This window comes from Asanoa hainanensis (assembly GCF_900188485.1).
GTDB classification, from domain to species: Bacteria; Actinomycetota; Actinomycetes; order Mycobacteriales; family Micromonosporaceae; genus Asanoa; species Asanoa hainanensis.
The window spans coordinates 616,774-638,639 of the sequence record NZ_FZPH01000002.1 but is presented as its reverse complement, the minus strand read 5'-3'; the positions used below and the strand labels follow the sequence as shown (position 1 = coordinate 638,639).

The 21,866-nt window shown below is 68.3% G+C and carries 22 protein-coding genes; 11 read left to right on the top strand and 11 right to left on the bottom strand.

Annotated features, from left to right (window positions below; genetic code table 11):
- Positions 1-408 precede the first annotated feature (408 nt).
- Positions 409-1,827: an MBL fold metallo-hydrolase gene (locus CHC05_RS06850; protein ID WP_179266073.1), complete on the top strand. Its 1,419-nt coding sequence runs from the start codon at positions 409-411 to the stop codon at positions 1,825-1,827.
- A 480-nt stretch (positions 1,828-2,307) separates the two neighbouring features.
- Here CHC05_RS06850 and CHC05_RS06845 read toward each other — a convergent pair whose 3' ends face one another.
- From CHC05_RS06845 to CHC05_RS06830, 4 genes are all read right to left on the bottom strand, one after another.
- Positions 2,308-2,451: a ribbon-helix-helix domain-containing protein gene (locus CHC05_RS06845; protein WP_089245797.1), complete on the bottom strand. Its 144-nt coding sequence runs from the start codon at positions 2,449-2,451 to the stop codon at positions 2,308-2,310.
- A 404-nt stretch (positions 2,452-2,855) separates the two neighbouring features.
- Complete coding sequence (locus CHC05_RS06840) at positions 2,856-3,689, bottom strand: alpha/beta fold hydrolase (RefSeq protein WP_089245795.1); 834 nt, start codon at positions 3,687-3,689, stop codon at positions 2,856-2,858.
- Between the two features lie 27 nt (positions 3,690-3,716).
- Positions 3,717-4,139, bottom strand: a complete 423-nt coding sequence (locus CHC05_RS06835) for a DoxX family protein (RefSeq protein ID WP_089245793.1) — start codon at positions 4,137-4,139, stop codon at positions 3,717-3,719.
- A 179-nt stretch (positions 4,140-4,318) separates the two neighbouring features.
- On the bottom strand, positions 4,319-4,960 hold the full coding sequence (locus tag CHC05_RS06830; protein ID WP_089245791.1) for a PadR family transcriptional regulator: 642 nt from the start codon (positions 4,958-4,960) through the stop codon (positions 4,319-4,321).
- A gap of 524 nt (positions 4,961-5,484) precedes the next feature.
- Between CHC05_RS06830 and CHC05_RS06825 the strand changes: the two genes are divergently transcribed.
- On the top strand, positions 5,485-6,981 hold the full coding sequence (locus tag CHC05_RS06825; RefSeq protein WP_089245789.1) for a hypothetical protein: 1,497 nt from the start codon (positions 5,485-5,487) through the stop codon (positions 6,979-6,981).
- Positions 6,982-7,212: 231 nt separating this feature from the next.
- Entirely contained in the window at positions 7,213-7,959 is a 747-nt protein-coding gene (locus tag CHC05_RS06820; RefSeq protein ID WP_089245787.1) for a GntR family transcriptional regulator, read from the top strand.
- A gap of 672 nt (positions 7,960-8,631) precedes the next feature.
- On the opposite strand, the gene CHC05_RS06815 is transcribed toward CHC05_RS06820, so the two are convergent.
- Positions 8,632-9,471 carry a hypothetical protein gene (locus CHC05_RS06815; RefSeq protein WP_089245785.1) on the bottom strand — a complete coding sequence of 280 codons (840 nt, stop codon included), beginning with the start codon at positions 9,469-9,471 and terminating at the stop codon, positions 8,632-8,634.
- Positions 9,472-9,608: 137 nt separating this feature from the next.
- Here CHC05_RS06815 and CHC05_RS06810 point away from each other — a divergent pair, with 137 nt between their 5' ends.
- On the top strand, positions 9,609-10,196 hold the full coding sequence (locus CHC05_RS06810) for a GNAT family N-acetyltransferase (protein WP_089245783.1): 588 nt from the start codon (positions 9,609-9,611) through the stop codon (positions 10,194-10,196).
- Here CHC05_RS06810 and CHC05_RS06805 read toward each other — a convergent pair.
- Both CHC05_RS06805 and CHC05_RS06800 read right to left on the bottom strand, forming a co-directional pair.
- Positions 10,174-10,638, bottom strand: a complete 465-nt coding sequence (locus tag CHC05_RS06805) for an SRPBCC family protein (protein ID WP_089245781.1) — start codon at positions 10,636-10,638, stop codon at positions 10,174-10,176. The genes CHC05_RS06810 and CHC05_RS06805 overlap by 23 nt on opposite strands.
- Before the next feature lie 128 nt (positions 10,639-10,766).
- Entirely contained in the window at positions 10,767-11,408 is a 642-nt protein-coding gene (locus CHC05_RS06800; RefSeq protein WP_218824459.1) for an MDR/zinc-dependent alcohol dehydrogenase-like family protein, read from the bottom strand.
- A 190-nt stretch (positions 11,409-11,598) separates the two neighbouring features.
- Between CHC05_RS06800 and CHC05_RS06795 the strand changes: the two genes are divergently transcribed.
- The 3 genes from CHC05_RS06795 (at position 11,599) to CHC05_RS06785 (ending at position 14,140) form a co-directional block, all read left to right on the top strand.
- Positions 11,599-12,222: a TetR/AcrR family transcriptional regulator C-terminal domain-containing protein gene (locus CHC05_RS06795; protein ID WP_089245779.1), complete on the top strand. Its 624-nt coding sequence runs from the start codon at positions 11,599-11,601 to the stop codon at positions 12,220-12,222.
- Between the two features lie 77 nt (positions 12,223-12,299).
- Positions 12,300-12,896 (top strand): hypothetical protein, encoded by a 597-nt coding sequence (locus CHC05_RS06790; protein ID WP_089245777.1) that lies wholly within the window; start codon positions 12,300-12,302, stop codon positions 12,894-12,896.
- A gap of 11 nt (positions 12,897-12,907) precedes the next feature.
- On the top strand, positions 12,908-14,140 hold the full coding sequence (locus CHC05_RS06785) for an inositol-3-phosphate synthase (RefSeq protein ID WP_245870682.1): 1,233 nt from the start codon (positions 12,908-12,910) through the stop codon (positions 14,138-14,140).
- On the opposite strand, the gene CHC05_RS06780 is transcribed toward CHC05_RS06785, so the two are convergent.
- From CHC05_RS06780 to CHC05_RS06765, 4 genes are all read right to left on the bottom strand, one after another.
- The gene (locus CHC05_RS06780; RefSeq protein WP_089245773.1) at positions 14,137-14,787 is read right to left on the bottom strand and encodes a LuxR C-terminal-related transcriptional regulator; all 651 of its coding nucleotides are present in this window, start codon (positions 14,785-14,787) and stop codon (positions 14,137-14,139) included. The genes CHC05_RS06785 and CHC05_RS06780 overlap by 4 nt on opposite strands.
- Positions 14,784-15,968: a sensor histidine kinase gene (locus CHC05_RS06775; RefSeq protein ID WP_089245771.1), complete on the bottom strand. Its 1,185-nt coding sequence runs from the start codon at positions 15,966-15,968 to the stop codon at positions 14,784-14,786. Before CHC05_RS06775 ends, CHC05_RS06780 begins: the two co-directional genes overlap by 4 nt.
- Before the next feature lie 44 nt (positions 15,969-16,012).
- Positions 16,013-16,630 carry a carbohydrate-binding protein gene (locus CHC05_RS06770; RefSeq protein ID WP_144022500.1) on the bottom strand — a complete coding sequence of 206 codons (618 nt, stop codon included), beginning with the start codon at positions 16,628-16,630 and terminating at the stop codon, positions 16,013-16,015.
- 184 nt (positions 16,631-16,814) lie between these two features.
- A complete protein-coding gene (locus tag CHC05_RS06765) occupies positions 16,815-18,392 on the bottom strand; it encodes a DUF1996 domain-containing protein (protein ID WP_089245767.1) in 1,578 nt (525 codons plus the stop codon).
- A gap of 279 nt (positions 18,393-18,671) precedes the next feature.
- Here CHC05_RS06765 and CHC05_RS06760 point away from each other — a divergent pair, with 279 nt between their 5' ends.
- The 4 genes from CHC05_RS06760 to CHC05_RS06745 all read left to right on the top strand — a co-directional run bounded on the left by CHC05_RS06760 (position 18,672) and on the right by CHC05_RS06745 (position 21,856).
- Positions 18,672-18,854 carry a hypothetical protein gene (locus tag CHC05_RS06760; protein ID WP_089245765.1) on the top strand — a complete coding sequence of 61 codons (183 nt, stop codon included), beginning with the start codon at positions 18,672-18,674 and terminating at the stop codon, positions 18,852-18,854.
- A gap of 69 nt (positions 18,855-18,923) precedes the next feature.
- The gene (locus CHC05_RS06755; RefSeq protein WP_218824458.1) at positions 18,924-20,066 is read left to right on the top strand and encodes an MFS transporter; all 1,143 of its coding nucleotides are present in this window, start codon (positions 18,924-18,926) and stop codon (positions 20,064-20,066) included.
- Positions 20,067-20,132: 66 nt separating this feature from the next.
- Entirely contained in the window at positions 20,133-21,113 is a 981-nt protein-coding gene (locus CHC05_RS06750) for an ATP-binding cassette domain-containing protein (protein ID WP_089245763.1), read from the top strand.
- Entirely contained in the window at positions 21,113-21,856 is a 744-nt protein-coding gene (locus tag CHC05_RS06745) for an ABC transporter permease (RefSeq protein ID WP_089245761.1), read from the top strand. The genes CHC05_RS06750 and CHC05_RS06745 overlap by 1 nt, the downstream gene beginning before the upstream one ends.
- Positions 21,857-21,866 lie beyond the last annotated feature (10 nt).

The window sequence follows — 21,866 nt, the reverse complement described above, 5'->3', positions numbered from 1 at the left end:
AGAGGGCATCGGGTGCGCTTTCCGCGACTCGGGCAGCGCGACGAGCTTCTGCAGTTCATGACATATCGCAGCGGTGCGCCGTTGGACGGACGTTGTCGGGGCATTGACCGGAACTCGGTCAAGCAGAAGGCTGGGTCGAACACGTCGAATACAACTTCGACAGTCAGATGTGGGGGACTAATGGCGCGATCGTGGATGGTGCGGGCCGGTCTCCCTCACGGGTCGGAGGAGGCGGCTCTTCGCCAGAGCCTTCTCTTCGCCGTTTGGCCCGAGCTGGGTGACCTCACGCTCTGCGGCAGCCAGCAAGAAGTCCGCGCCCGGCTACGCCGGGCCTACCCGCACGACGCCGACAAGCGCCTCAGCAACCATGCCGGCCAACTATGGACGTTTCTCAGGCGCATGCGTCCGTTGGACTACGTCGCCATGCCGTTGCACTGCCGACCCGACCACCTGGCCATCGGACGCGTCGTCGGGCGTTATCGGTACCGGCCTGACGCGCCGGCTGACCAACGCCACACCCGGGCGGTGGAGTGGATCAACACGGCTGTACCCCGTCACGCGATCCAGTCCGACCTGCTGAACAGCCTCGGCTCCATCATGACGATATGCGGTCTACCGTCGGATCCCGACGGACGGCGACTGGGCGCACTGGTACATGGAGAATCCGATCCTGGGCGAAACGATTCCGAGGACGAGGCAGCGGTGACGTACGCGTCCCGAAGCGATCTCGTGAGCGTCCTCGACGTTGGTGACGGTGCTTGCACGGTCGTCCGGTCGTTGTGCGACGGCAATGAGTCGGTCATGGTCATCGACTGCGGCAGCGACAGCATCTCCGCCGATGAGGTCTGTAGTCGCCTTCTCGAGGCCCTCGAAGGCAGGCCGGAGTTGATCGACACTATCGTCGTCACCCACTTCGACACCGACCACTACCTCGGCTTCGTGCGCCTTGCTGAGCGGATGCGGGCTCGCGGGCAACGCTTCCGGTCGATGCGACTCATTTCACCGCGGATCCCGGAGATCGCTCAAGAGTACGTTTGGCGGTACCTCGCGCTGGCAAGCACCGTGACCGGAATCCGCAACCTTGATCTGGCCCTGTCTCTCAGAGAGGTGACCGACGGCCCGTTCCGCTATGCCCCGGCAGCGCGGGGCTTGGACGGGGCCTTCGTGGCTGGTCAGCACGGATACGAAGTCCTCTGGCCATTGCCCGTGCTGCCGGCCGGCCTCGTCCGCCAGGTACAGAGCGCGGTAACCCGGTTCGACCAACTTGCCGATGCGCTCGCCGGGAGCGGCAACACCTCGCTGCGCGACAACCTCGAGACGGCTCGGGCCGGTGGCTGGCTACAGACAGAGCTGCAGTCAAATCTGATGCACCTGGCGGGCCGCTCCGAACTCGACATTGGGGAGTTCGATGAAGATGACGATGCGTACGAAGACTTGGCGCTCCGGGACATCAGCCAGCTAAACCTGCCCGAGGACCACAGCGAGGAATTTCGCGGAGTCTGGGATGCGATGCGTCGGGCCAACAACAACATGTCACTGGTATTCGAGAACGCCGAACCGGGGCGGCTCATCGTCTTTGGTGATGCAGGCGCTCCAGTTCTGTCGTGGCTTGCGAAGACCGGGCTGAGCCCCGCCCACGTCTCGTTGATGCTGGCTCCCCACCACGGCACCCACCGACTGCCGGCCGGCTTGCAGGTCACCGCTGACCTTTGTGTCGGTCAGAACGGTCGAAAACGTGGCCACCTCTGGCCGCGACACCTGGCCACTCACCCGAACCCCGGGCACTGCGTCAGCAGCACCGCTGGCACCCATCACCTGCTCTTTTAGCCCGGAAAGGGGCGCATCCCGCGTGCCCTTCACGCTTCCGATGCTGCGCCCAACCTCCAATAGATGGGTCCGCGCCGCACCAACTCAGCACGTCATCTAGCCTGGGCAGACGCCACGACGCCGTCACGACCATCGGGTCAGCGTTGATCGAATCCCGTTCCCGTGCTTGGCGTGACCCGCCGAGGGTTCGACCCTGCGCCACGATCGCGCTACAACCGCCGATTTCGCACAGGTGCGACAGCCACAAACGGCCCCTGAGCTGCTGGAATGCGGTTCGGATTCTGCCACGTTTGGTCCACAAATCCCTGCCCAGACCCTGGCCGCTTCGCGGACAGGGTCTGGGTGGGGATTTGTCATTCCTATTCCGGGGGCGACCCCCGGAGGCCCCACGGTGCGGTGGGCGCGGTTCGCATGGGCGCGAGGTAGGCCCAACGCTCGCGTTGGGTCTACCTCGCCTGCCGGCATCCGGGTCGTCGGTCGTCAAGCCGTTTCGGGTGTGTGCCTGGCCAGGAACTCGTCGATCGCCCGGCGGATCAGGCCTGACCGTCCGGCTCTGTCGTTGCCGGCCAGTTCGTCCAGCCGCTGGACGGCCGCCGCGGACAGGCGCACGCCGGTCACGATCATCGGCACGCTCCGTGCGCACCACTTTCGGCACCGGGCCACCGCCCGGGAACGGTGACCGCATGCGACCACAGCCCGGAATCACTGGCCCTACCGAGGTGCCAGGTCATGTGCTGCGCAGGGCTTCGGTGGGCGGTACTGAGTCGGCCCGAGTTTCGGGGTACGACCGACGACGGAGCCGATGAGCAGCGAGTAGGCCAGGTCGAGTCCCACTGAGGCCCAGGTCAGTACGACGGCCCGGCCTTGCGTGGTGACGAAGACGTTGGTGACAAGCACGCCCAGGATCAGGCCTGTGATGCCGCCGACGACATCAACCTCGACACCACCTGTCCGCCCCGTGTCCCTGGCGCGACGAAGATCTGCTTGCGCGGTGCCTAATCGGTCTTCCCCAACACCTCGCGGGCCCCTCAGTGTTCGCTGCTGAAGAACCGTAGCAACTGCGGGCCGACGGTCTGTGGGTCGACGACGTGATCCGGCCCCTCGAGGGTCTCCCGTTGAGCGTGGGGTAGTAGGTCTGCGAGCTCGTCGGCCGCGCGGTCGAAGAAGTCCGAGGGCAGGCCTGCCATGTAGGGGACCGTGATCGGTCCTCCGGTTGTGACCAGGACCGGTTGGGTGACCGTTGCCAGTCGATCGGCCGGCAATTGGTAGCGGTTGAGGAAGACGCTGTCGTGGACCAGCGTGGGCGCGAGGGCGACCGAATCCGCCCAATGCGCCGTCTGCTTGCCTGCCGCTTTCCTGGCCGCGATGTTGTCGTCGGAGGCGCCGGTCATGCGCATGAACAGTTCGAGAACCTCCTCGTCTCGCCCGGCGTCGAAGGCGCGTCGGGTGTCTGCGATGTACTCCTCGAATCGCGGGCGTATGTCGTCTCCGACCGCGTAGGGCACCTCCCAGACGGCGATCGTGTCGATGGCTGACCCTGCCGCGGCCGCTTCCAGCGCCAGCGCGCCGCCTGAAGACGCCCCGAACAGGTGTGCCGAGCCGCCCGCCTCCGCGATCAACGCATCCAGGTCCTCGATCTCCCTTTCCACGGCGTACGGCTCGGTGAAGCCGCTCGCGCCGCGTCCCCGACGGGCATAGTTGTAGACCGTGAAGCGCTCGGCGAGAGCTGGCGCCAAGGGCGCGTTCTCCACCCCCTCGTCGAGTGCTCCGCCCACGAGAATGACGGCCGGACCGCTTCCTTCCCTGTCGTAGGCGATGGTGGTGCCATCGTTTGATGTCACGCGAAAGGCCATCTCGTTCATCTCACATCTCCGTTCGAGAGGTTTGTCTCAACGCCTGAGCAGCGTGCCGACGACGGCCTCGGTGCGCGACCACCGCGTCCTTGCGATCACGGCCGCCACGACGAGTAGGGCGAGCGGCAGCCAAGGGCTCTGCTCGAGCACGAACTGATCGGTGATGACAGCACCGGTCAGCAATGCCGCCAACCCGAGACTGGCCAGGCCCGCCAGAGCCGGGATCAGAAGTCCAACCCCTCCCGCGACCTCCAGCGTTCCGACCAGGTACCGGAGCCACTGGCCAGCCCCGATGTCGGCGAACATGTCCACCATGACCGGGTCGCCGGCGAGCTTCGAGATTCCGCCGCCGGCGATAATCGCCGCCAACACGACTTGCAGAATCCAGACCCCGATGCTGCTCGCCCGCCCGGGCGTGTGCGCAACGGTTTCCGAGTTGTTCTTGGGGATGGTGCTCATTCGGCTCTCCTTGTCGTGTCCGGACCTGGTACCAGTGACTTGTTCAACCCTCTCGTCTCGATCGCGAGCTTTCCCATTGGTTCGAGTCCTTCTCTCGGTGTTGTGAACGGATTGGTTAGCTAGTCAAGTTTGACTACTTGGCCAGAGTGCACGAGGAGGAAACGTCTAGTCAAGGTTGATTAGAAGCGCATCTTGAGGGGATTGTGGACCGTTTGCCACGAACCCGGATCATCGGCCATGGTGTAGGCGCCCTCAGACAGTCGTTTGCTCAGGCTCTTCGCCCACTCCAGTTCGGTGCGTGCGTGTCCCGCCCACAGTTCGGCCTGATCGCGGACGTGTTCGGGAATGTCGGGGTTCGGGTTCTCCCACCCCTTGGCCTGCCCTACGAGCTCCGCTTCCAGGCGCGCGACCCGCTCGTTAACGTGCGCGATGGCATCCGTCCTGGTCAGCATGGGCAACATGGCGATGGACGCGTTGAGCATGTCCGGGTCGTGGGTGCGCCGCAGACCGTCGCGGACCAGTTCGACCATCTCGTCACGTCCCCGAGCTGTCGCGCGGTACAGAACGCGCTCCGGCCCGGAGTTGCCCGGCTCGGCGTGTTCGGTGAGGAGGCCATCAGCCGCCGCCTTCTTCAGCGCGTGATAAATCGAGCCGGGCTTGATCTTGGCCCAACTCTCCGCACCCCAGCTCTGCAGTTCGGACCGCACCTGGTAGCCATGCGCGCCGCCGGAGAGGTGCACGATACCGAGCACCAGGAGCTTCGTCGCCGACACGCGCCCACCACCGCTCAACCCTCTCGTCTCGATCGCGAGCTTTCCCATGGGTTCGATTCCTTCTCTCGGCGCTGCGAACGGATTGGCGAGCTAGGCAAGTTTGACTACTTGGCCAAAGTACACGAGGACGAAACGTCTAGTCAACGTTGATTAGGCGCGCATCTTGAGGTGATCGGGGACCGTTCGCCACGAGTCCAACGCGACGGAGGCGGCCCGGGCAACTCTCCGTGGATACCCGTGAACAACTTGCACCCGGCCCAGTTCCATCGCGTGTTTGGCGTGACCCGCCCTCGATCAGAACCGGCGCGACTGCAGCCACCAACGGTTGCTGACCTGCGCGGATGGAACGAGCGCAGCTGCAGGAAACCTGCCCGGCGCAGCACCGGCTACGGTGTCGGTGGGTGGGCACCGCGTGGTGTCCAAATCGGCCCGGCAACTTGTAGCATGCGGCGGACGACGGGCGGCCGGCGGAGCGTGGCTTCGATACCACTCGGCGGGCGGCACCGCCGGGTCGCGCCGCCGCCGAGGCGCCGGTCAGGCCGGGGCCGGAGTGAGAGAGGAACCTGCTCGGCGTGTTCCAGGAACCGAACCGGACCCGGACGACTGGCGGAAGCTCGACCGGCGGGGTGCACGGCGTCGACCCGTCGGAGGGGTCGGACGCCGAGCTGGCCCGGGCGGTGCGGCGGGTCGCCGTACTGCGCACGGGGTTCTACGTTGTCGTGCTGCTCGTCGCGCTCGGGGGCCAGGTGTCCGGGGCGATGGAACGGCTCGGCATGCCGTGGTACATCGCCCTCCCCGCTGTTGGCGCGCTGGAGCTGGGCGGCATCGTGGTGCTGGCGAACGCCGACGTACGCCGTCGGCTGGGCGAACGGGCGATGCTGTCCCGCGTACTCTCTGCTGGCATCGCTGCCGGCGCGGTCGCCTTCAACTGGCTGGCTCACAGCAACCACCTCGAAGGCGGTTTCTACGCGGGCATGTCTCTGCTCGGTTATCTGGTGTGGCTGATGAACACCGAGAACCAGCGGCGGGACCGGCTGCTCGCCAGGCAACAGCTGCCACCCACCACACCGGCGTACGAACCGGTCGGGCATTGGCTGCGACAGCCGTGGCTGACCCGCCGTGCCCGCTCGCTGGCCAAGGCCGACCCTGGCCTCGGGCTGTACGGCTCCCTCGACGCGGCCCGCGCGCAGATTCGCGGCGAGCGGCGGCAGGCGGCGCTCAGCAAGGTGTTGCACCGCAAAATCACCCGAGCGCTGGACGCCACCACCGCGGACATGGCCATGGCGGTGTACGACCTCGACGAGATCGCCCGACGGCTGGCCGAGCAGGCGGACTACGACGGGCTCACCACGCTGATCGCCGCCGATCTGGCACCTGCGCGCGTGTTGGCCGGGAACCTGCCGGCGGGCGGCCGTCGCCGGCGGTGGCGTCGGTCCGGTCAACCTGACCCCGTCGCCCTAGCCTCGGCCGCGCGGCTGCTCGCCGATACGCCGCAGCGGCCGCTCGTCCACGTCCCCGACCCGGTCGCGGCGGCGGACGCCGTTCAGCAGGCAAACGCGACCGCGCAGGCGGGAGAGGGTGCCGAGCGCTCGGGATCGGATCGGTCCCCGGTGGCCACGCCCGGTCGAACCGACCGGCACGTGGAGGGGTCCGACAGCACGGGGCAGCTCACCTCGACCACTGACCAGCCCGCCCCGCCCCGCTCCGACTGGGCAGCGCTGCAGGCGGAGCTCGCCCAGCTCCTGCCGGCAACCGGACCGCGCCGAACGCCTCGTAACGGGGCCGGCCGGTCGGCCACCGGCCCGGTGGAGGCGTCGTCGGCGACGGACGCGCCAGGCTCCGCGGCGGGGCCGGCCGACACCGCGCCGCCGGCAACGACCAGTGGTCCACCGATGACGCGAACCGAGACGGGGCGGGCACGCGTGGCCCGAGTCGCCGATCCCGCGGTCGAGCCGGCACCGATCGCGCCAGTCACGCGAGAGCAACCCTCGGTGGCCGGGCGAGACCTACCGGACCTGGTAAACACCGCGGCGAGCCGTACCACACCGCCCATTCCTCGTCGGCCATGAGAGCTCTCGGCACCCAGACCATCTACGACGCCGCCCCGATCGCCAGATCAGCGTTGATCGATTCCCGTTCTCGCCGGCTCGGCGTCATCGCTTGTCGCTTGATTCCCGAACGCGTCCTCGAGGGCTCGAGGGCCTGACAACGGTGGGGCCTCGGTCTGGCCTATGCGTTGACGGGGTGCTTTGCCGATACACTCGCGACACTGTTAATGGACAGTCCGGTCGGGAGGATCCTTGGTCCCCGAAACCAACGCGTACCGCCGCATCGCCGCGGAACTGCGAGCTGCGATCGAGTCCGGTGACCTGCCGAGCGGTGCGAAGTTGCCCTCGATCACGGCGTTGATAGACCGCTTCCGGGTCTCTCGGACGACAGTGGTCTCCGCGTTGGATCTGCTGCGCGTCGAGGGGCTCACTGAGCACCGGCACGGCGTTGGGGTGTTCGTCCGGCGGTTCTCTCGCATCGTTCGCAACTCGCCAGATCGGCTCACTGCTAGCAGGTGGCGGGCGGGAGAAGCGATCCAAGATCTCGATACTGGCGCGCGGCGGCGGACGGTCAGCGTGGAAGTACGGCGTGAGGACGTTCCGGTCGCGGTGGCCGACGCGTTCGGGGCGGCGTCGGGTTCGCAAGCCGTCGCGCGTCACCGACGGTTCGACGTGGACGGTCGCACGGTGCAGGTCGCTAGCTCGTATCTGCCACTGGACCTGGCTGGGGGCACCCGGATGGAAGAGGCGGACTCCGGACCGGGCGGCATCTACGCGCGGCTTGCGGAGTTGGGGGTCGGACCCACGGAGTTCGAGGAGCGTGTTGTGGTGCGCCGGCCGAGCTCGGATGAGGTGCGCGACCTCGGCTTGCCGACAGTCGGGGTCGAGGTGATCGAGGTGACTAGGTACGCGTACGCGGCCGGTGGCCGGTGCGTAGAGGTCAACCGAATGGTTCTGGACGCCTCAGCGTACGAACTTCGGTACCGGTTCCCGGCCTAGGAACCCACGCCCGAGTAAGCTCATCCGGAACAGAGGGTTGACTGTTTCGGTACAGTGAGTTCTTCTGGATTCACAGGGTTAAATCTCTGGGATCTGGGGAGGTCGTCATGAAGGCTCACTATCACCACCTCGGCGGTTGGGCTGCGCCGATGTCGATGACCAAACGCCCACATCCGTGCGGCACATGCGGTGGCTCGGGCCTGGTGGTCGTCAAACGCAAGTACATGGACCCCAAAGGTAAGGTCCGGACCGAGGACAGCTTCGAAGTCTGCCGTTCCTGCGGCGGCTCAGGCACCAAGTAACGTCTATACGGTTGACCAGCCGGAGCTTTGGAGGGCGATGATGGACCGGGACGAACAACCGCATCCCCCGGCGGTTCTCGATGGTCCTGTGCCTGTGTGCGGCGGCTGCGACCGACCGATCTACCAAGAGCACTTCGCGCGGCGGTTAGCCGACGCCAAGCCTGACTCGAACGCCTACGAATGTCCCTACGGTCGGGGCTGGCACGTCATTCCGGCCCTGGGTTAGAGCCTTTCACCACGCAAACCGACCCGCCGGAGACCCTGCCGAAATGCGATTCGGTGTGCGATCCCTGTCCGCGGCGTCCACCTCGCTGCCTGGTCAAAACCGCGAGGACCACCGTCGGGGTCCTCGCGGTATTGGCGAGCGGTCCTAGGTGACGTCGAGCGTCACGATCCGCATGCCGCCGGCGCGGCAGGCTTTTTCCCAGCTGCGCATCGCGTCGGTGGTCATGAAGTTCGCGGTGGACTGGTTGAACGTGCCACCCCGGTAGCGCCACACGGCCACCCGATAGGCGTCGTTGTTGAACGCCTTCAGGATTCGTAGCTCGTACCCTGCCTCTTTGCGCTCCCGATTGAGTTTCTGGAACGCGCTCTCGTTGTTCTGGTCGGCTCCGGTGGCCAGGATGCCGTAGTTCCACCGCTGGCCCGAGCTGCCCTGGTCCGAGCGCCACAGCCCGCCGATCTTGCCGTCCTCGCGGATGACGATGTCGACCATGCGGAAGCCCTGGTCCCACAGCACGTCGTCCTGGTTCTTGAAGTCGGTCCACGTCGGGATGGCGGTACGCCAGAATTGGTCGCCGCTGCCCGGACGCCAGACCGCGAAGAACTCGTCGCCGTCACGGTCGAGTTCGGCCATCCGCAGGCCCTGGTTGTAGTAGATGTCGTCCCAGAGCTCGAGCTCGCCGATCGACATGTGGCCGTGGACCCACTGGGCACCGGAACCGGGCCGCCAGACCGCGGTGACGTCGTGGCCGACCACGTCCAGCTCGGTGATCCGGTATCCGTTCTCGAAATAGAAGTCGTCCAGCGCGAGGAACTCCGACCAGCTCCGGTCGTGGTACCAGTACTCGTTGCCCGGGTTGACCACGGTGCTGCAGCTCGCGTGGTAGCCGCCGTACGGCGCGGCCGCCGCCGGCGCCGAGGCGACGTGCAGGACGCCGGCCACGGCCACCACGCTGACCGCCGCGATACGCGCGATCCTCTTGAACATCAGGCCCTCCCCTTCGGTACGGGATCGTTGTTGCCCGCATCGAAGGGCCCGGCGGTTGCGCACCCGTTGTGACAATGTTGCGCCGCAGCTCAGCGGCGGGTCACATCGGGCCGCGTGGTGCGCATACCGTGCATGGCATGGCTACGGAGTCGTACACCATCGCGCCGCTCAGCTCTGAGACCTGGTCTGCCTTCGATGCATTGGTTCTGCGGCACAACGGGATCTTCGGCGGTTGCTGGTGCATCTGGTTCCACCCCGACGGGCCCGAGCGCGGTCAGGGTGCCGAGGCCAACCGGGCGCTGAAGAAGTCCTATGTGGAGCAGGGCAGGGCGCACGCCGCGCTGGTGATGCACGGCGACGAGGCCATCGCGTGGGCTGAGTACGGCACTCCCGTCGAGTTGCCGACCATCCATCACCGCAAGCAGTACGACGCGACCAAGACCGCGGATCCCGACTACCGGATCACGTGCGTCTTCGTCGACAAGCGCCACCGCCGGCAGGGCGTGACGGAGCTCGCGATCACCGGTGCGCTCGACCTCATCGCGCGGGCCGGTGGCGGGCGGGTCGAGAGCTATCCCCACGACCTGACCGACCAGACCAAGAAGATGTCGTCGTCGTTCCTCTACAACGGCACCCGTCGGCTGTACGAGCGGCTCGGCTTCACGTACGACCGGCCCAAAGGCTTGAAGAACTGCGTCATGGTCAAGACTGTCGATCCCGCCTGAGCGGTGCGGGGAAACGAGCGGCCAGGGCAGTCAGGCGGCCGTCCTGACCCTCACGAGCCTTGCGCAGCACGAAGGAGTGCAGGAGCGTCGGCGAGCGAAGCTCGATCGTCTCGGTCGCCTCCGAGCCGCCGCCGACCGCGTCCGCCAGGGTGAGCGTCGATTCGAGCCGCACCCCACCCGGTGAGACCACCGAACTCCTCAGCGTGTGACCCGGCACCGTTGGCGTCATCGTAACGTCGATCGGGTTGTCCCAACGGAACGGACCGACGCGGAAGCGTTCCACGGACACGTATCGGATCGAGTCGCCGTCCCGGCGGATGTCGCGCACGGCCACGATCAATGGCGCGAGCTCGATGTAGCTGTGCGGATCCAGCAGAAACTCGAAGACCTCAGCGGGTGGCGCACCGAGGCGGGAGGTACCGCTGAAGCGATCGAACGGCATGAGGTGATCATCTCACGGCAGCACAACGAGTCTGCTGCCTCGTAGGTCCGTGCGTTGCCAGGCTGTTTCGATGTCGCTCAGTGGCACCCGGACCACGTCGAAGGTGAGGACGCCCGACCGCGTCCAGGTCACCACCTGGCCGTACACCTCCTGCATCGTCTCTGGGCTGAGTCCTTTGGCCGCGCCGCAGATCTCGATGCCGGACGTGCGCAGGCTTTCGGCAGCGACCACGAGGCCGGAGCCGGCGGACTCTCCGATTTGGACCAATCGGGTCGGCTTCGCGAACGCGAACGACGTCGGGACCAGCGCACGCAGCAGGCGCCGACCTCGCGCAGCTGGTCGTCGTCGCGCCCCGTCGCGACGACGCGGCCCGCGCCGAGCAGCCGGGCCACCTTCACCGCGAGCCGTCCCGCGACTCCGGTGGCGCCCTGCACGAGCACGGTTTCGCCGGGAACGAAGCCTGCGGCAGTCTTCATGGACATGCCGGTGATCGCCGAGCCCAGCACCGTCGCGATCGCCGGATCCAGACCTTCGGGGATCGGCACGTACGCGCCCTTGGGCACCACGGTCCGCTCGGCCAGCGCGCCGTAGGGCTGGCGCGGGTTGCCGAAACCGACCAGGGTGCCGTCCGGCAGTGCCCCGATGCCGTCGAAGGCGGGAATCGCCGGCAGTCGCGCGATGTAGTGCTGGCTCGCGCCGCCTTCATCGCGGCGCCTGACCGAACAGCCGTGCGATGCGGCGCTGCCACGCCGGCAGGAACCGGGGCGCACGGAGGTGTGCGTGGTTCGACCTGTGGTCGGCGCCGCGGCCGTGATGTCCGGCCGGTCGCTCGGTGTGCGCGGGAACCCCGGGAATGCGGTGCGTGGCCCGGTGCAGCAGGTTCGCCATCGTCGTCTCCGCTCTCTCTATCACTGATAGGGGGACTCTAGCACTGATAGAGTACGAGCGGGAGGGACCGAATTGACGTTGGATCGACAGCGGATCGTCGCCGAGGCAGTCGCCCTGCTGGACGCCGAAGGGCTCGACGGCGTGACGACGCGCAAGCTCGCCGCGCGGCTCGGTGTGCAGTCGCCGACGCTCTACTGGCATTTCCCGAACAAGGCGGCCCTGGTGACCGCGATCGCCGACGCGATACTCGACCAGGAGTTCGGCGACCGGGAACCGCCCGCGCCGGGCCAACGCTGGCAGGACTGGTTGAGCGGGCTCGCCGAACGGCTGCGCCGGGCACTGCTCGCCCACCCGGACGGCGCCCGGGTGCTCTCCTCCTCGCAGCTCTCCCGCACGATGGCGGCGATCTCCGAGCTGGCGATGAGCAGCCTGGTGACGCGCGGCATCCCGCTGCACCAGGCCCGCGTGATCGTGCTGACCGTCGAGCGCTTCACGGTCGGCCACGTCCTCGAAGAACAGGCCCCCCGCCCGGACGCGGAGGCGCTGAAGGGCTTCGACCTGGCCACGTTCACCGAGCAGTACCCAACCGTCGTGGCCGCGGTCGCCGACTATTTCGCCCCAGGCCGCACCGTGGACGACCTGTTCCGCGACTGCCTGAGGGTCGTCATCGCGGGAGCCGACGCCACGAGTTTGTAGACCATGGTTGACAAACCACCGGCCGGTCCCGTTAGTTTGTAGATGAGGTTCTACGAACCTCTGGGAGGGCACAAGCCATGGTCAAAGAGATGCTCAGCGTCGGCGATATCGCGGCGATGTTCGGGGTCGAGGCCAAGACCGTCAGCATGTGGCGGTTGCGGTACGCGGAGTTTCCCGAACCCGACGTCATCGTCGGCGGGATGGCGGGCTGGGATCCCGATCGGGCTCAGGAGCTCCGGGTCTGGGAGAGCCGCCGACCCGGCCAGGGCCGCCGCGCCCTGATGGCCGAGCACGTGCAGGAGGTGCTGCGCCGGACGTTCGTGTTCCAGTTCATGCGGCCCCGCGACTTCGCTTCGGCTCCTATCGACTTTCCTGGCGTCGTGTACGAGGACGGCGTGCTCGCCGACGGCATGGAGGTCAAGGCGGCCGAGCACCTGATCGGTGTGCTTCACGACCAGGGATACGAGCTCGTCCACACCGATGCCGTGCAGGCCATGCGGCGGGTTCTCTTCGATCGGTGGTCACCTGACGAGGTCGGAGAGCGCGAGTTCATCGGCCGGCTCTTCGACGACCACGGCCGGATCTATCACGGCTGCACCGCTTTCGACGCCGCCGAGTACACCCTGCGTCGCCTCGCGGCGCTCGGTGGCGAGCTTCGCCCCCGCCAACAATGAGGGAGACTTTCTTGGAAACCATCGTGCCGGCGACCGGCAAACTGGGCGTGCTCACCGTGGGGCTCGGCGCCGTCGCGTCGACCTTCATCGCCGGGGTCGAGCTCGTCCGGCAGGGGCTCGCCCAGCCGATCGGCTCGCTCACCCAACTAGGCACCGTCGACGGCGCGCGGATCCGCGACCTCGTGCCGCTGGCCGACCTCGACCAGCTTGTGTTCGGCGCCTGGGATCCGTTCCCGGACAACGCCTACGAGGCCGCGCTCAGGTGCGGCGTGCTCGACCGGTACGTCCACATCGAACCGATCGCGGCCGCGCTCAAGGAGATCGAGCCCATGCCGGCCGCCTTCGACCAGGCGTACGTGCGGCGGCTCGACGGCACCAACGTCAAGTCGAAAGCGACCAAGCGCGAGCTGGCCGAGGCCATCCGCGCGGACATCCGGGGCTTCAAGGCCGCCAACGCGTGCGACCGGCTGGTGGTGATCTGGTGCGCGTCCACCGAGGTCTACCTCGAGCCGAGCCCGGCCCACGAAAGCCTGAAAGCGTTCGAAGCCGCCTTGGACGCCGATGACCAGAACATCCCGCCTTCCATGCTGTACGCGTACGCGGCCCTGAAGGAGGGTGTGCCCTTCCTCAACGGGGCGCCCAACCTCACCACCGACGTGCCGGCGATGGTGGAGCTGGCGCACATCAACCAAGTGCCCATCGGCGGCAAGGACTTCAAGACCGGCCAGACGCTCGTGAAGACCGCGCTGGCTCCGATGCTGAAGACCCGGATGCTCGGGCTCGCGGGCTGGTACTCGACCAACATCCTCGGCAACCGTGACGGCGAGGTACTGGACGACCCCGACAGCTTCCGGACCAAGGAGAGGTCCAAGCTCGGCGTGCTCGAGCACATCCTGGAGCCGGAGCGGCACCCCGAGCTCTACGGCGACTTCCACCACCAGGTGCGGATCAACTACTACCCGCCCCGCGGCGACCAGAAGGAGGGCTGGGACAACATCGACATCGTCGGCTGGCTCGGCTATCCGATGCAGATCAAGGTCGACTTCCTGTGCCGCGACTCGATCCTGGCGGCCCCGCTCGTGCTCGACCTGGTGCTGTTCACGGACCTGGCCCAGCGCGCCGGCCGCACAGGCGTGCAGGACTGGCTGTCGTTCTATTTCAAGGACCCGCAAGCGACGTCCGAGCACGACCTGTTCGCCCAGCGAGCCACGCTGGAGAACACGTTGCGCGGGCTGCGGGGCTAAGCCCGTTCCGACGTCCAGCGGACGATGGCCTCCGTGCGGCTGCGTACGCCGAGCTTGGCGAAGATGTGGTTCAGGTGGTTCTTCACCGTCTTCTCGGTGAGCCAGAGCTCCTGCGCGATCCCGGCGTTGGACAGGCCCTGGCAGAGCAGGTTGACCACCTGGAGCTCGCGCTCGGTCAGGCCGGCGTCGGGGCGCTGGCGGCGCGGGGTCGTCTGCTCGCGGGCCAGCGACACCGCCACGGACGCCGCGATCGGGGAGAGCCAACCCCGACCGTTGACGACCTCGTGCACGGCGCGCAGCAGGTCGCCCGGCTGGAACTCGCCGTGCACCAGGTAGCCCCGCGCTCCCCGGTGCAGCATGTCGCCGATGGTCTGCGGGTCGTCGGAGCTGGTCAGCACCAGCACGGCGGAGAGCTGCCCCAGCGCGGCCACGACCGACAGCCCGTCCGCGATCGGCATCCGGTGGTCCAGCAACGTGACGGCCGGGCGCAGGTCGCGGGCCAGGGTCAGCGCCTCGCGGCCGTTCGCGGCCTCACCCACGACCCGGATCCGGTCGTCGGCCGCCAGGATCCCGCGCAGGGCGTCCCGCATGATCGGGTTGTCGTCGACCACGAGCACGTCGACCGTGGTGGCCAGGGCCCGGGTCATCGCGCCCCCACCGATCGGACGGACGAGTCCGCCGGCACGTGCACTGTGATCCTGGTGCCGGAACCGGGCACGGAGTCGATGTGCAGGACGCCACCGGCCGTCCTGGCCCGCTCGTTCATGCCGACGATGCCGAAATGGCCGGCGGTCTGCAGACCCGCCAGGTCGGCCGGCACGACGAAGCCGACGCCGTCGTCGGAGATCTCGAGCACGAGGCCGTCGGGCTGTCGGGCGAGGCGGACGGCGACCCGTCGGGCGCGTCCGTGCCGGGCGACGTTGGCCAGCGCTTCGCGCAAGATCCGGATCAGCTCGTACGACACGGAGTCCGGCGAGTCGACCGTGGCCGCCGAGACCCGGATCGGGATGCCGGTCGACGCGCTCCAGGCCTGGCACAGCTCGTAGACGCCCGCGGCCAGGTTGCCCACGTCGAACCGCATCGCCTCCAGCAGCTCCCGGGCCTGTTGGGCGGCCGCGGTGGTGCCCGCGACGACCGTGCCGGCCAGGTGCTCGGCCAGCGCCGGCTGGCGCCGCAGCGCCGACGGCAGCGCGAGCGCGGCCAGGGAGACGCCCCGCAGCGTCTTGGTCACCGAGTCGTGCAGCTCCCGGGCCAGCCGCGCCCGCTCGGACGCGACGGCGGACCGTTGCGCGGAGGCGACGAGCTGGGTGGAGAGCTCGAGTTGATGGGTCAGCGCCGTGGTGGCGATCGCAGCGCCGAGGCCGGCGACGGCCGCGGCCATCGGGAACGCGACCACGAAGGCCACGATCTCGACCGGCGCCTCGGTCCGGCGCAGCACCTCGGCGATGACCGCGTAGCCCAGGGCGGCCTGGGCGGCCCACACCGGCAGCGCGCGCAGGCCGAGCAGGACCCCGGCCACGGCTCCGGCGCCTGCGGCGTAACAGAAGTAGGCGACGCTGCCGCTGCTGACGGCGAGCACCGCGAGGACGAGCGCGGAGTCGACGGCGATCACGGCGAACGGGCGGGCGACCAGGGTGGGCCACCGGCCGAGGGCGGCCAACTGCGCGGCCGTCGCCACCACGACCAGGACGATCACGGCGATGACCGGCATCCGGTCGTGGACCAGCAGGAGGCCGGCCGCGGCCGCGGTGATGGTGGCGGCCGCGCGGCCGATCAGCACTGCCCGGGCCAGCGCCGCAGCGGCGACCTCACGCCCGACACCGATCACTGCCCGCTCCGCCCCTCGCCCGCAGCCGCACGCTATAGGAATCGCTAGGAGATGACTACCTGGTCGACGTCGGGGGCCGGGGTGTGGTCGTTGAAGAGCGCCACCCGCACCGGGCCGGCCGGCAAATCGACGGTGAACCGGAAGGAACGCGGTGTCGTCCAGTCGGTGCCGCCCACCTGGAAGGTGCGTGCCGGGCCGTCGTTGACCTTCACCTTGAGTGCCCGGTAACCGTCCGTCTCGTACACGACCGTGATCGTGCGCTCTCCGGAGACCGGCACGGTGGTACGGACGATCACCTGACACGTGACACACAGGTACCGAACCCGAGCGCCGCCGCGGCAGGTGGCGCACTCGGTCGGTGCCGCGCCGCCGGTCAGGCTGTTGTCCAGGTTCTCGGCCTCGACCGTGATCGGCCCGAACCGGACCGATGGGCTGACCCCGACGGTTGGGGCGGCAGTGGGGCTCGGAGAGGCGGCCGCGATCACGGCCGCCTGTGGCGAGGACGACGGCGCCGGCCGGGCCTCGTGGTTCGGCGTGATGAGCGGCGGCACAGCAACGGTTGCGACGGCGACGACCGCGATCACCACGGCGAGCCCCAGCCACTGACGGCGGCGGGGGCGCTGGTGACTCGGCACGGTGTCCGGCGCAATGCCGTTGGCCACGCGCACTCCTCGGTGGTGCTGGTCAATTCCGGCAGCGTCGACAATACGACGAAGGGTGGAGCGGCCACGGCAGCCGCCCCACCCCGGGGGGTGTCTCGTGGATCAGGGTGGTGCCGCGGCGAGGTCCAGGCGGCGTCCGGGCGTGCGCTCTGATCCACGAGACACCCCCTGCCCTGTGGAACAGTTACGGCAGCAGGTAGTCCTTGTTCAGGACGTACGGCGCGGGCTGCTGGTCGTCCCGGCCGTCGTGGCCCTGCGGGTCGCACTGACGGGCCGCCACGATGCATCCGTTGATCATCGCCGCGAGGGTCCGGTCGTCCCAGTTGTTGATGAAGTCGTAGTGGAACGTCGGGCCGGCGCCGCTCGAGAACTTCACCTTCGACATGTCGCCGTTGACCGGCCACGCCATCTTGAACTCCAGCTTCGGCACGGCGACCGGGTGGCTGTCCGGGCAGACGACGCCCGAGGCGGTGTGGGTGTCGATCGGGTACGCCATGTGGCTCTGGTGGTCCGGCGAGTCCAGGTGGAGGCCGTCCCAGCAGCTCGGTGCCTGGTAGCGGATGTTGAGCTTGACGCTGCGCTCAGTCGGGCAGGTCTTCGGGATGTTCTTGTTCTTGTAGCTGTCGCCGCACTCGAAGCCTTCCTCGGTGGCAGCGAGGAACTTGTCGGCGTCGGTGTTCTTGGCGTTGCCGACCACGAACCGGAGGCCCTTGGGGAACGGGCGGACGCTGCGGTAGTCGTACACGCCGCTCTTGTAGTAGATGGTCTGCAGACCCTCGGGGTTGACCGCGGTGTCGCCGTTGTAGAGCGTCGGCATCCAGTACGCGGACAGGTCGCCCTTGGCCTTGCAGGTGGTCTGGCCCTTCGACAGCGACTCGATGGTGCTCTTCGCGTTCGTGGTGGTGTTACCCATGAACGTGTGCATGTGCGCCGCACCCGGCAGGTTCGGGAAGACGATCGGGTCGTCGCCGAGGTTGGTCCGGCTCACCGTGCAGTTCGCCTGGAACTCGTGGAAACCGCCCTTGTTCGGCGGAATCGCGTGCGACGGCTTGACGTTGGTCACCGGGTTCGGCGCCATGATCCAGCCGGCCTGGTTCGTGCCGCCGCCCGAGTTGCCGGGCGTGCCGGTCGACGGGCTGGTCGAGGTGCTCGGCTCGGTGGTGGGCGACGCGCTCGACGACGGGTCGTTCGGCGCGCTGGTGGTCGGCGCGGTGGTGGGCTGGTCGCCGGAGCCGGAGCCCGCGGCTTTGCCGAACACCTGGAACTCGAACAGCGAGTACCCGTATCCCCCGGACCGGACGGTGCCGTACATCCGCACGTACCGGCCGGTGCCGCTGACGCTGTGGGTCTCGTTGCCGCCGGGACCCGTGGCGGTCTTGTAGACCGTCGTCCAGGTCTTGGCGTCGTCCGACAGCTGGAGCTCGTACGCCTTGGCGGAGGCCCGTTCCCAGTTCAGCGCGATCTTCTCGATGGCCGCCGGCGCACCGAGGTCGACCTGGAGCCACTGCGGGTCCGAGAAGGTGCTCGACCAGCGGGTCTTGGTGTCGCCGTCGACCGCCGCCTCGGCGGGGAAGGCGCGCCCCTCGCTGGACGAGGCGAGCACCGGCTTGCCCTGGGACAGGACGGTCTCCTCGGCGCCGGCGAGGTGCAGCTGCCCGACGGCGAACCAACCGACGAGACCGGCGAGCGCGAGACCGATGCCGGCCTTGGTGAACCGGCGCGATCGCGACGAGCGATGGGCGGACGGGGGACGGGATCTCATCAGGATTTCTCCATTGCTGGCAGAAAGATCGAGTACGCCAGCGAACGCTAGTGATGCGCGGAGCCCGGGTCTTGAGCCCAAAGACCCAGAACTGAAGCGGCGAAAATCGCAGAGAAAAACTGTTATCGCCGTCATACGGGCAACAGTTCTTTAGGAGATTCTTAAGTGCGCGGACGAGCTTGACCTCAAGCCGCCTTCACGTTCGACCATGGTGCCATGCGCAGGGTCAAGGCACCAGCACCAAGGGTCGCGGTCGTGCCTCTCTAGGACCACGCGGCGGTGCGGCAATGCCTCGCCGAAATCAACGCGGACCTGTCCGGACAGACGATTGTCGGCATGCACACGGCGACGCCAATGGAAGCGCGGTTGACCGCCGAGCGGGTGCACGACCTCGGCGGGCGATACCTCGGCGCGGGAATTCAGGGATCGCCCGAGATGATCGGCGCCGCCGCAGTCGGGTAGAAATTGGTCCAGATTCTCGGCTGAGTTTCGGCTCTCATCAGGGGACCGATTCGCTCCTACGGTCAGCTCATGACCACGATGACGATGACCGCGACGCCGGTTCGGCCCCGGCTGGTCACCCGCCCGCTGATGCTGCTGTCCGCCGCGGACTTCCTGGGGCTGACCAGCTTCTACGCCCTGCTGTCCGTGGTGCCCGCGTACGTCTCGGGCGGGGTGGGCGCCGGGCTCGCGACCGGCACGCTGATGCTGACCACGGTCGCCGCGGAGCTGGCACTCCCGCGGCTGGTCGCCCGGTTCGGCTACCGCGCGGTGTTGGCCGCGGGCCTGCTCCTGCTGGGCCTGCCCGCGCTCGCCCTCCCGTTCTCCGCCGGCCTGCCGATGGTCCTCGCGGTGTGCGTGCTGCGCGGCGCCGGCCTCGCCGCGATCTTCGTCGTCTGCGGCGCCTGGGGTGCCGAGCTCGTGCCCGCCCAGCGCCGCGGCGAGGGGCTCGGCCTGCTCGGCGTGGTCGCCGGCGTGCCGGCCATCGTCGGTATGCCGGCCGGTCTGTGGCTGGCCACGCAGGTCGGTTTCGACGCCGTGTTCGTCGCCGGCGCGGTGCTCGCCCTCCTCGGCCTGGCGGCGTTGCCGACCCTGCCTGGTGGAACCGGCCAGGGGGACGCGACCGGCGTAGTCGCCGCTCTACGCACCCCCGCCCTTGTCCGGCCCTCGATCGTCTTCGCCGGCGCCGCCATGCTCAGCGGCATCGTCGCGACCTTCCTCCCGCAGGCGCTGCCGCACACCGGCGAGGGATTCGTCGCGATCGCGCTGCTCGTGCACGCCGTCACCGGGACCGCGGCGCGGTGGTGGGCGGGGGTGTTCGGCGACCGGCACGGGGCACACCGCCTGCTCGTGCCCGGCGTGGTCACCGGGGCGGCCGGGCTCGCGGTCCTCGTCGTCACCACCCACCCCGTGGCAGTCCTGATCGGGATGGCCGTCTTCGGCGCCGGCTTCGGCACCGTGCAGAACGCCAGCATGGCCGTGCTGCTGCAGGCCACGTCGCCCAGCCGCTACGGGGTCGTCACTGCGCTGTGGAGCGTCGCGTACGACACCGGTTTCGGCGCGGGCGCCCTCGGCTTCGGGCTGCTCGCCACGACCACCGGATACCCCGTCGGGTTCGCCGCGGCCGCCGCGCTGTCGGTGGCCGCCCTCGTCGTGCTTCGTCGGGTCAGGTGAGCGTGTCAGACGCCGTGTCAGCCGCGTGTCAGGGCGGTGGCGGAAGGGGCGCCGACAGTAGTCCGCATGACGAGCTCAGCGATCACCGCCTCCGGGTTGCGGAAGGCGTACAAGGACAAGGTCGTCCTCGACGGCATCGACCTGGACGTCCCGACGGGGACGATCTTCTCCCTGCTCGGCCCCAACGGGGCCGGTAAGACCACGACGGTCAACGTGTTGACCACCCTGATGAAGGCCGACGGCGGCACCATCCGCGTGGCCGGCCACGACGTCGCCACCGAGACCAAGGCCGTGCGAGCGGCGATCGGCGTCACCGGCCAGTTCGCCGCGGTCGACGAGCTGCTGACCGGCCGCGAGAACCTGCAGCTCATCGCGGACCTGAAGCGGATCCGGCCGGCCGAGAGCAAGCAGATCGTCGCCGACCTGCTGGAGCGCTTCGACCTGACCGAGTCGGCCGAGAAGCTGTCCTCGACCTACTCCGGCGGCATGCGCCGCAAGCTCGACCTGGCGATGACCCTGGTCGGGCGGCCCAGCATCATCTTCCTCGACGAGCCCACGACCGGCCTGGACCCGCGCAGCCGGCGCACGATGTGGGAGATCATCCGCCAGCTCGTGGCCGACGGCGTCACGATCTTCCTGACCACGCAGTATCTCGACGAGGCCGACCGCCTCGCCGACCGGATCGCGGTCCTCGACGGCGGCCGGATCGTCGCCCAGGGCACGCCGGCCGAGCTCAAGCGGCAGATCCCCGGGAGCCACGTGCGGCTCCGCTTCGCCTCCGATCTCGACCTCGAGACCGCGGCCACGATCCTGACCGGTGCCACCCGTGACGCCGAGGACGACCTGGTGCTGCGCGCCCCCAGCGACGGCAGCGCGAAGTCCGTCCGCGACCTGCTGACCCACCTCGACAACCACAACCTGGACGTCGAGGAGTTCTCCGTGCACACCCCCGACCTCGACGACGTCTTCCTCGCCCTGACCGGCAAGACCAGCACGACCGACACGACCGACACCACAAGCACGACCGACCCGAAGGTGAGCGCGTAATGGCCAGCTCGACGACGACCATGCTCGGTCGCAACTTCAAGCACACCCTCCGCAACCCCGTCGCGGTGTTCAACGCGATCCTGTTCCCGATCGTGCTCCTGCTGATGTTCGTCTACGTCATCGGCGGCGCGTTCGACATACCCGGCAAGTACATCGACTACGCGACGCCGGGCATGCTGATCCTGACCATCTGCTATGGACTGTCCGCGACGGCGCTCTCGGTCAACTCCGACATGACCAAGGGCATCATCAACCGGTTCAAGGTCATGGACATCTCGCGCAGCGCCGTCCTCAGTGCACACGTCGCGGCCAGCCTGCTGCGTACCGTGATCGCGCTGGCCGCCGTCACGGGTGTGGCCCTGGCCTTCGGATTCCGGTCGCCGGGCAGCTTCACCGACTGGCTCGGTGCGATCGGCCTGCTCGTCCTGGTCTCGTTCGCGACCACGTGGATCACGGTCGCGCTCGGCCTGGCCGCGAAGACCCCGGAGTCGGCCGGCCTGGTCACCGTCCCACTGATCATGCTGCCGTTCCTCAGCAGCGCGATCGTCCCGGCCGAGACGATGGCACCGGGTGTGCGGCAGTTCGCGCAGTACCAGCCCTTCACGCCCATCATCGAGACCCTGCGTGGCCTGCTCGCCGGCGAACCGTCGGGCAGCAAGGCCCTCGTCGCCGCCGCCTGGTGCGTGGGAATCGCCCTGGTCGGCTACGTCTGGTCCCTGTCCACCTTCAAGAAGCGCGCCTGACGGCACGCGG

Coding starts and splice junctions, on each gene's coding strand:
- CHC05_RS06845 (WP_089245797.1), bottom strand. CDS start 2,451: ATGATCGTGACCGGCGTGCGCCTGTCCGCGGCGGCCGTCCAGCGGCTG.
- CHC05_RS06840 (WP_089245795.1), bottom strand. CDS start 3,689: ATGAACGAGATGGCCTTTCGCGTGACATCAAACGATGGCACCACCATC.
- CHC05_RS06835 (WP_089245793.1), bottom strand. CDS start 4,139: ATGAGCACCATCCCCAAGAACAACTCGGAAACCGTTGCGCACACGCCC.
- CHC05_RS06830 (WP_089245791.1), bottom strand. CDS start 4,960: ATGGGAAAGCTCGCGATCGAGACGAGAGGGTTGAGCGGTGGTGGGCGC.
- CHC05_RS06815 (WP_089245785.1), bottom strand. CDS start 9,471: ATGTTCAAGAGGATCGCGCGTATCGCGGCGGTCAGCGTGGTGGCCGTG.
- CHC05_RS06810 (WP_089245783.1), top strand. CDS start 9,609: ATGGCTACGGAGTCGTACACCATCGCGCCGCTCAGCTCTGAGACCTGG.
- CHC05_RS06805 (WP_089245781.1), bottom strand. CDS start 10,638: ATGCCGTTCGATCGCTTCAGCGGTACCTCCCGCCTCGGTGCGCCACCC.
- CHC05_RS06790 (WP_089245777.1), top strand. CDS start 12,300: ATGGTCAAAGAGATGCTCAGCGTCGGCGATATCGCGGCGATGTTCGGG.
- CHC05_RS06780 (WP_089245773.1), bottom strand. CDS start 14,787: ATGACCCGGGCCCTGGCCACCACGGTCGACGTGCTCGTGGTCGACGAC.
- CHC05_RS06765 (WP_089245767.1), bottom strand. CDS start 18,392: ATGAGATCCCGTCCCCCGTCCGCCCATCGCTCGTCGCGATCGCGCCGG.
- CHC05_RS06755 (WP_218824458.1), top strand. CDS start 18,924: ATGACCACGATGACGATGACCGCGACGCCGGTTCGGCCCCGGCTGGTC.
- CHC05_RS06750 (WP_089245763.1), top strand. CDS start 20,133: ATGACGAGCTCAGCGATCACCGCCTCCGGGTTGCGGAAGGCGTACAAG.
- CHC05_RS06745 (WP_089245761.1), top strand. CDS start 21,113: ATGGCCAGCTCGACGACGACCATGCTCGGTCGCAACTTCAAGCACACC.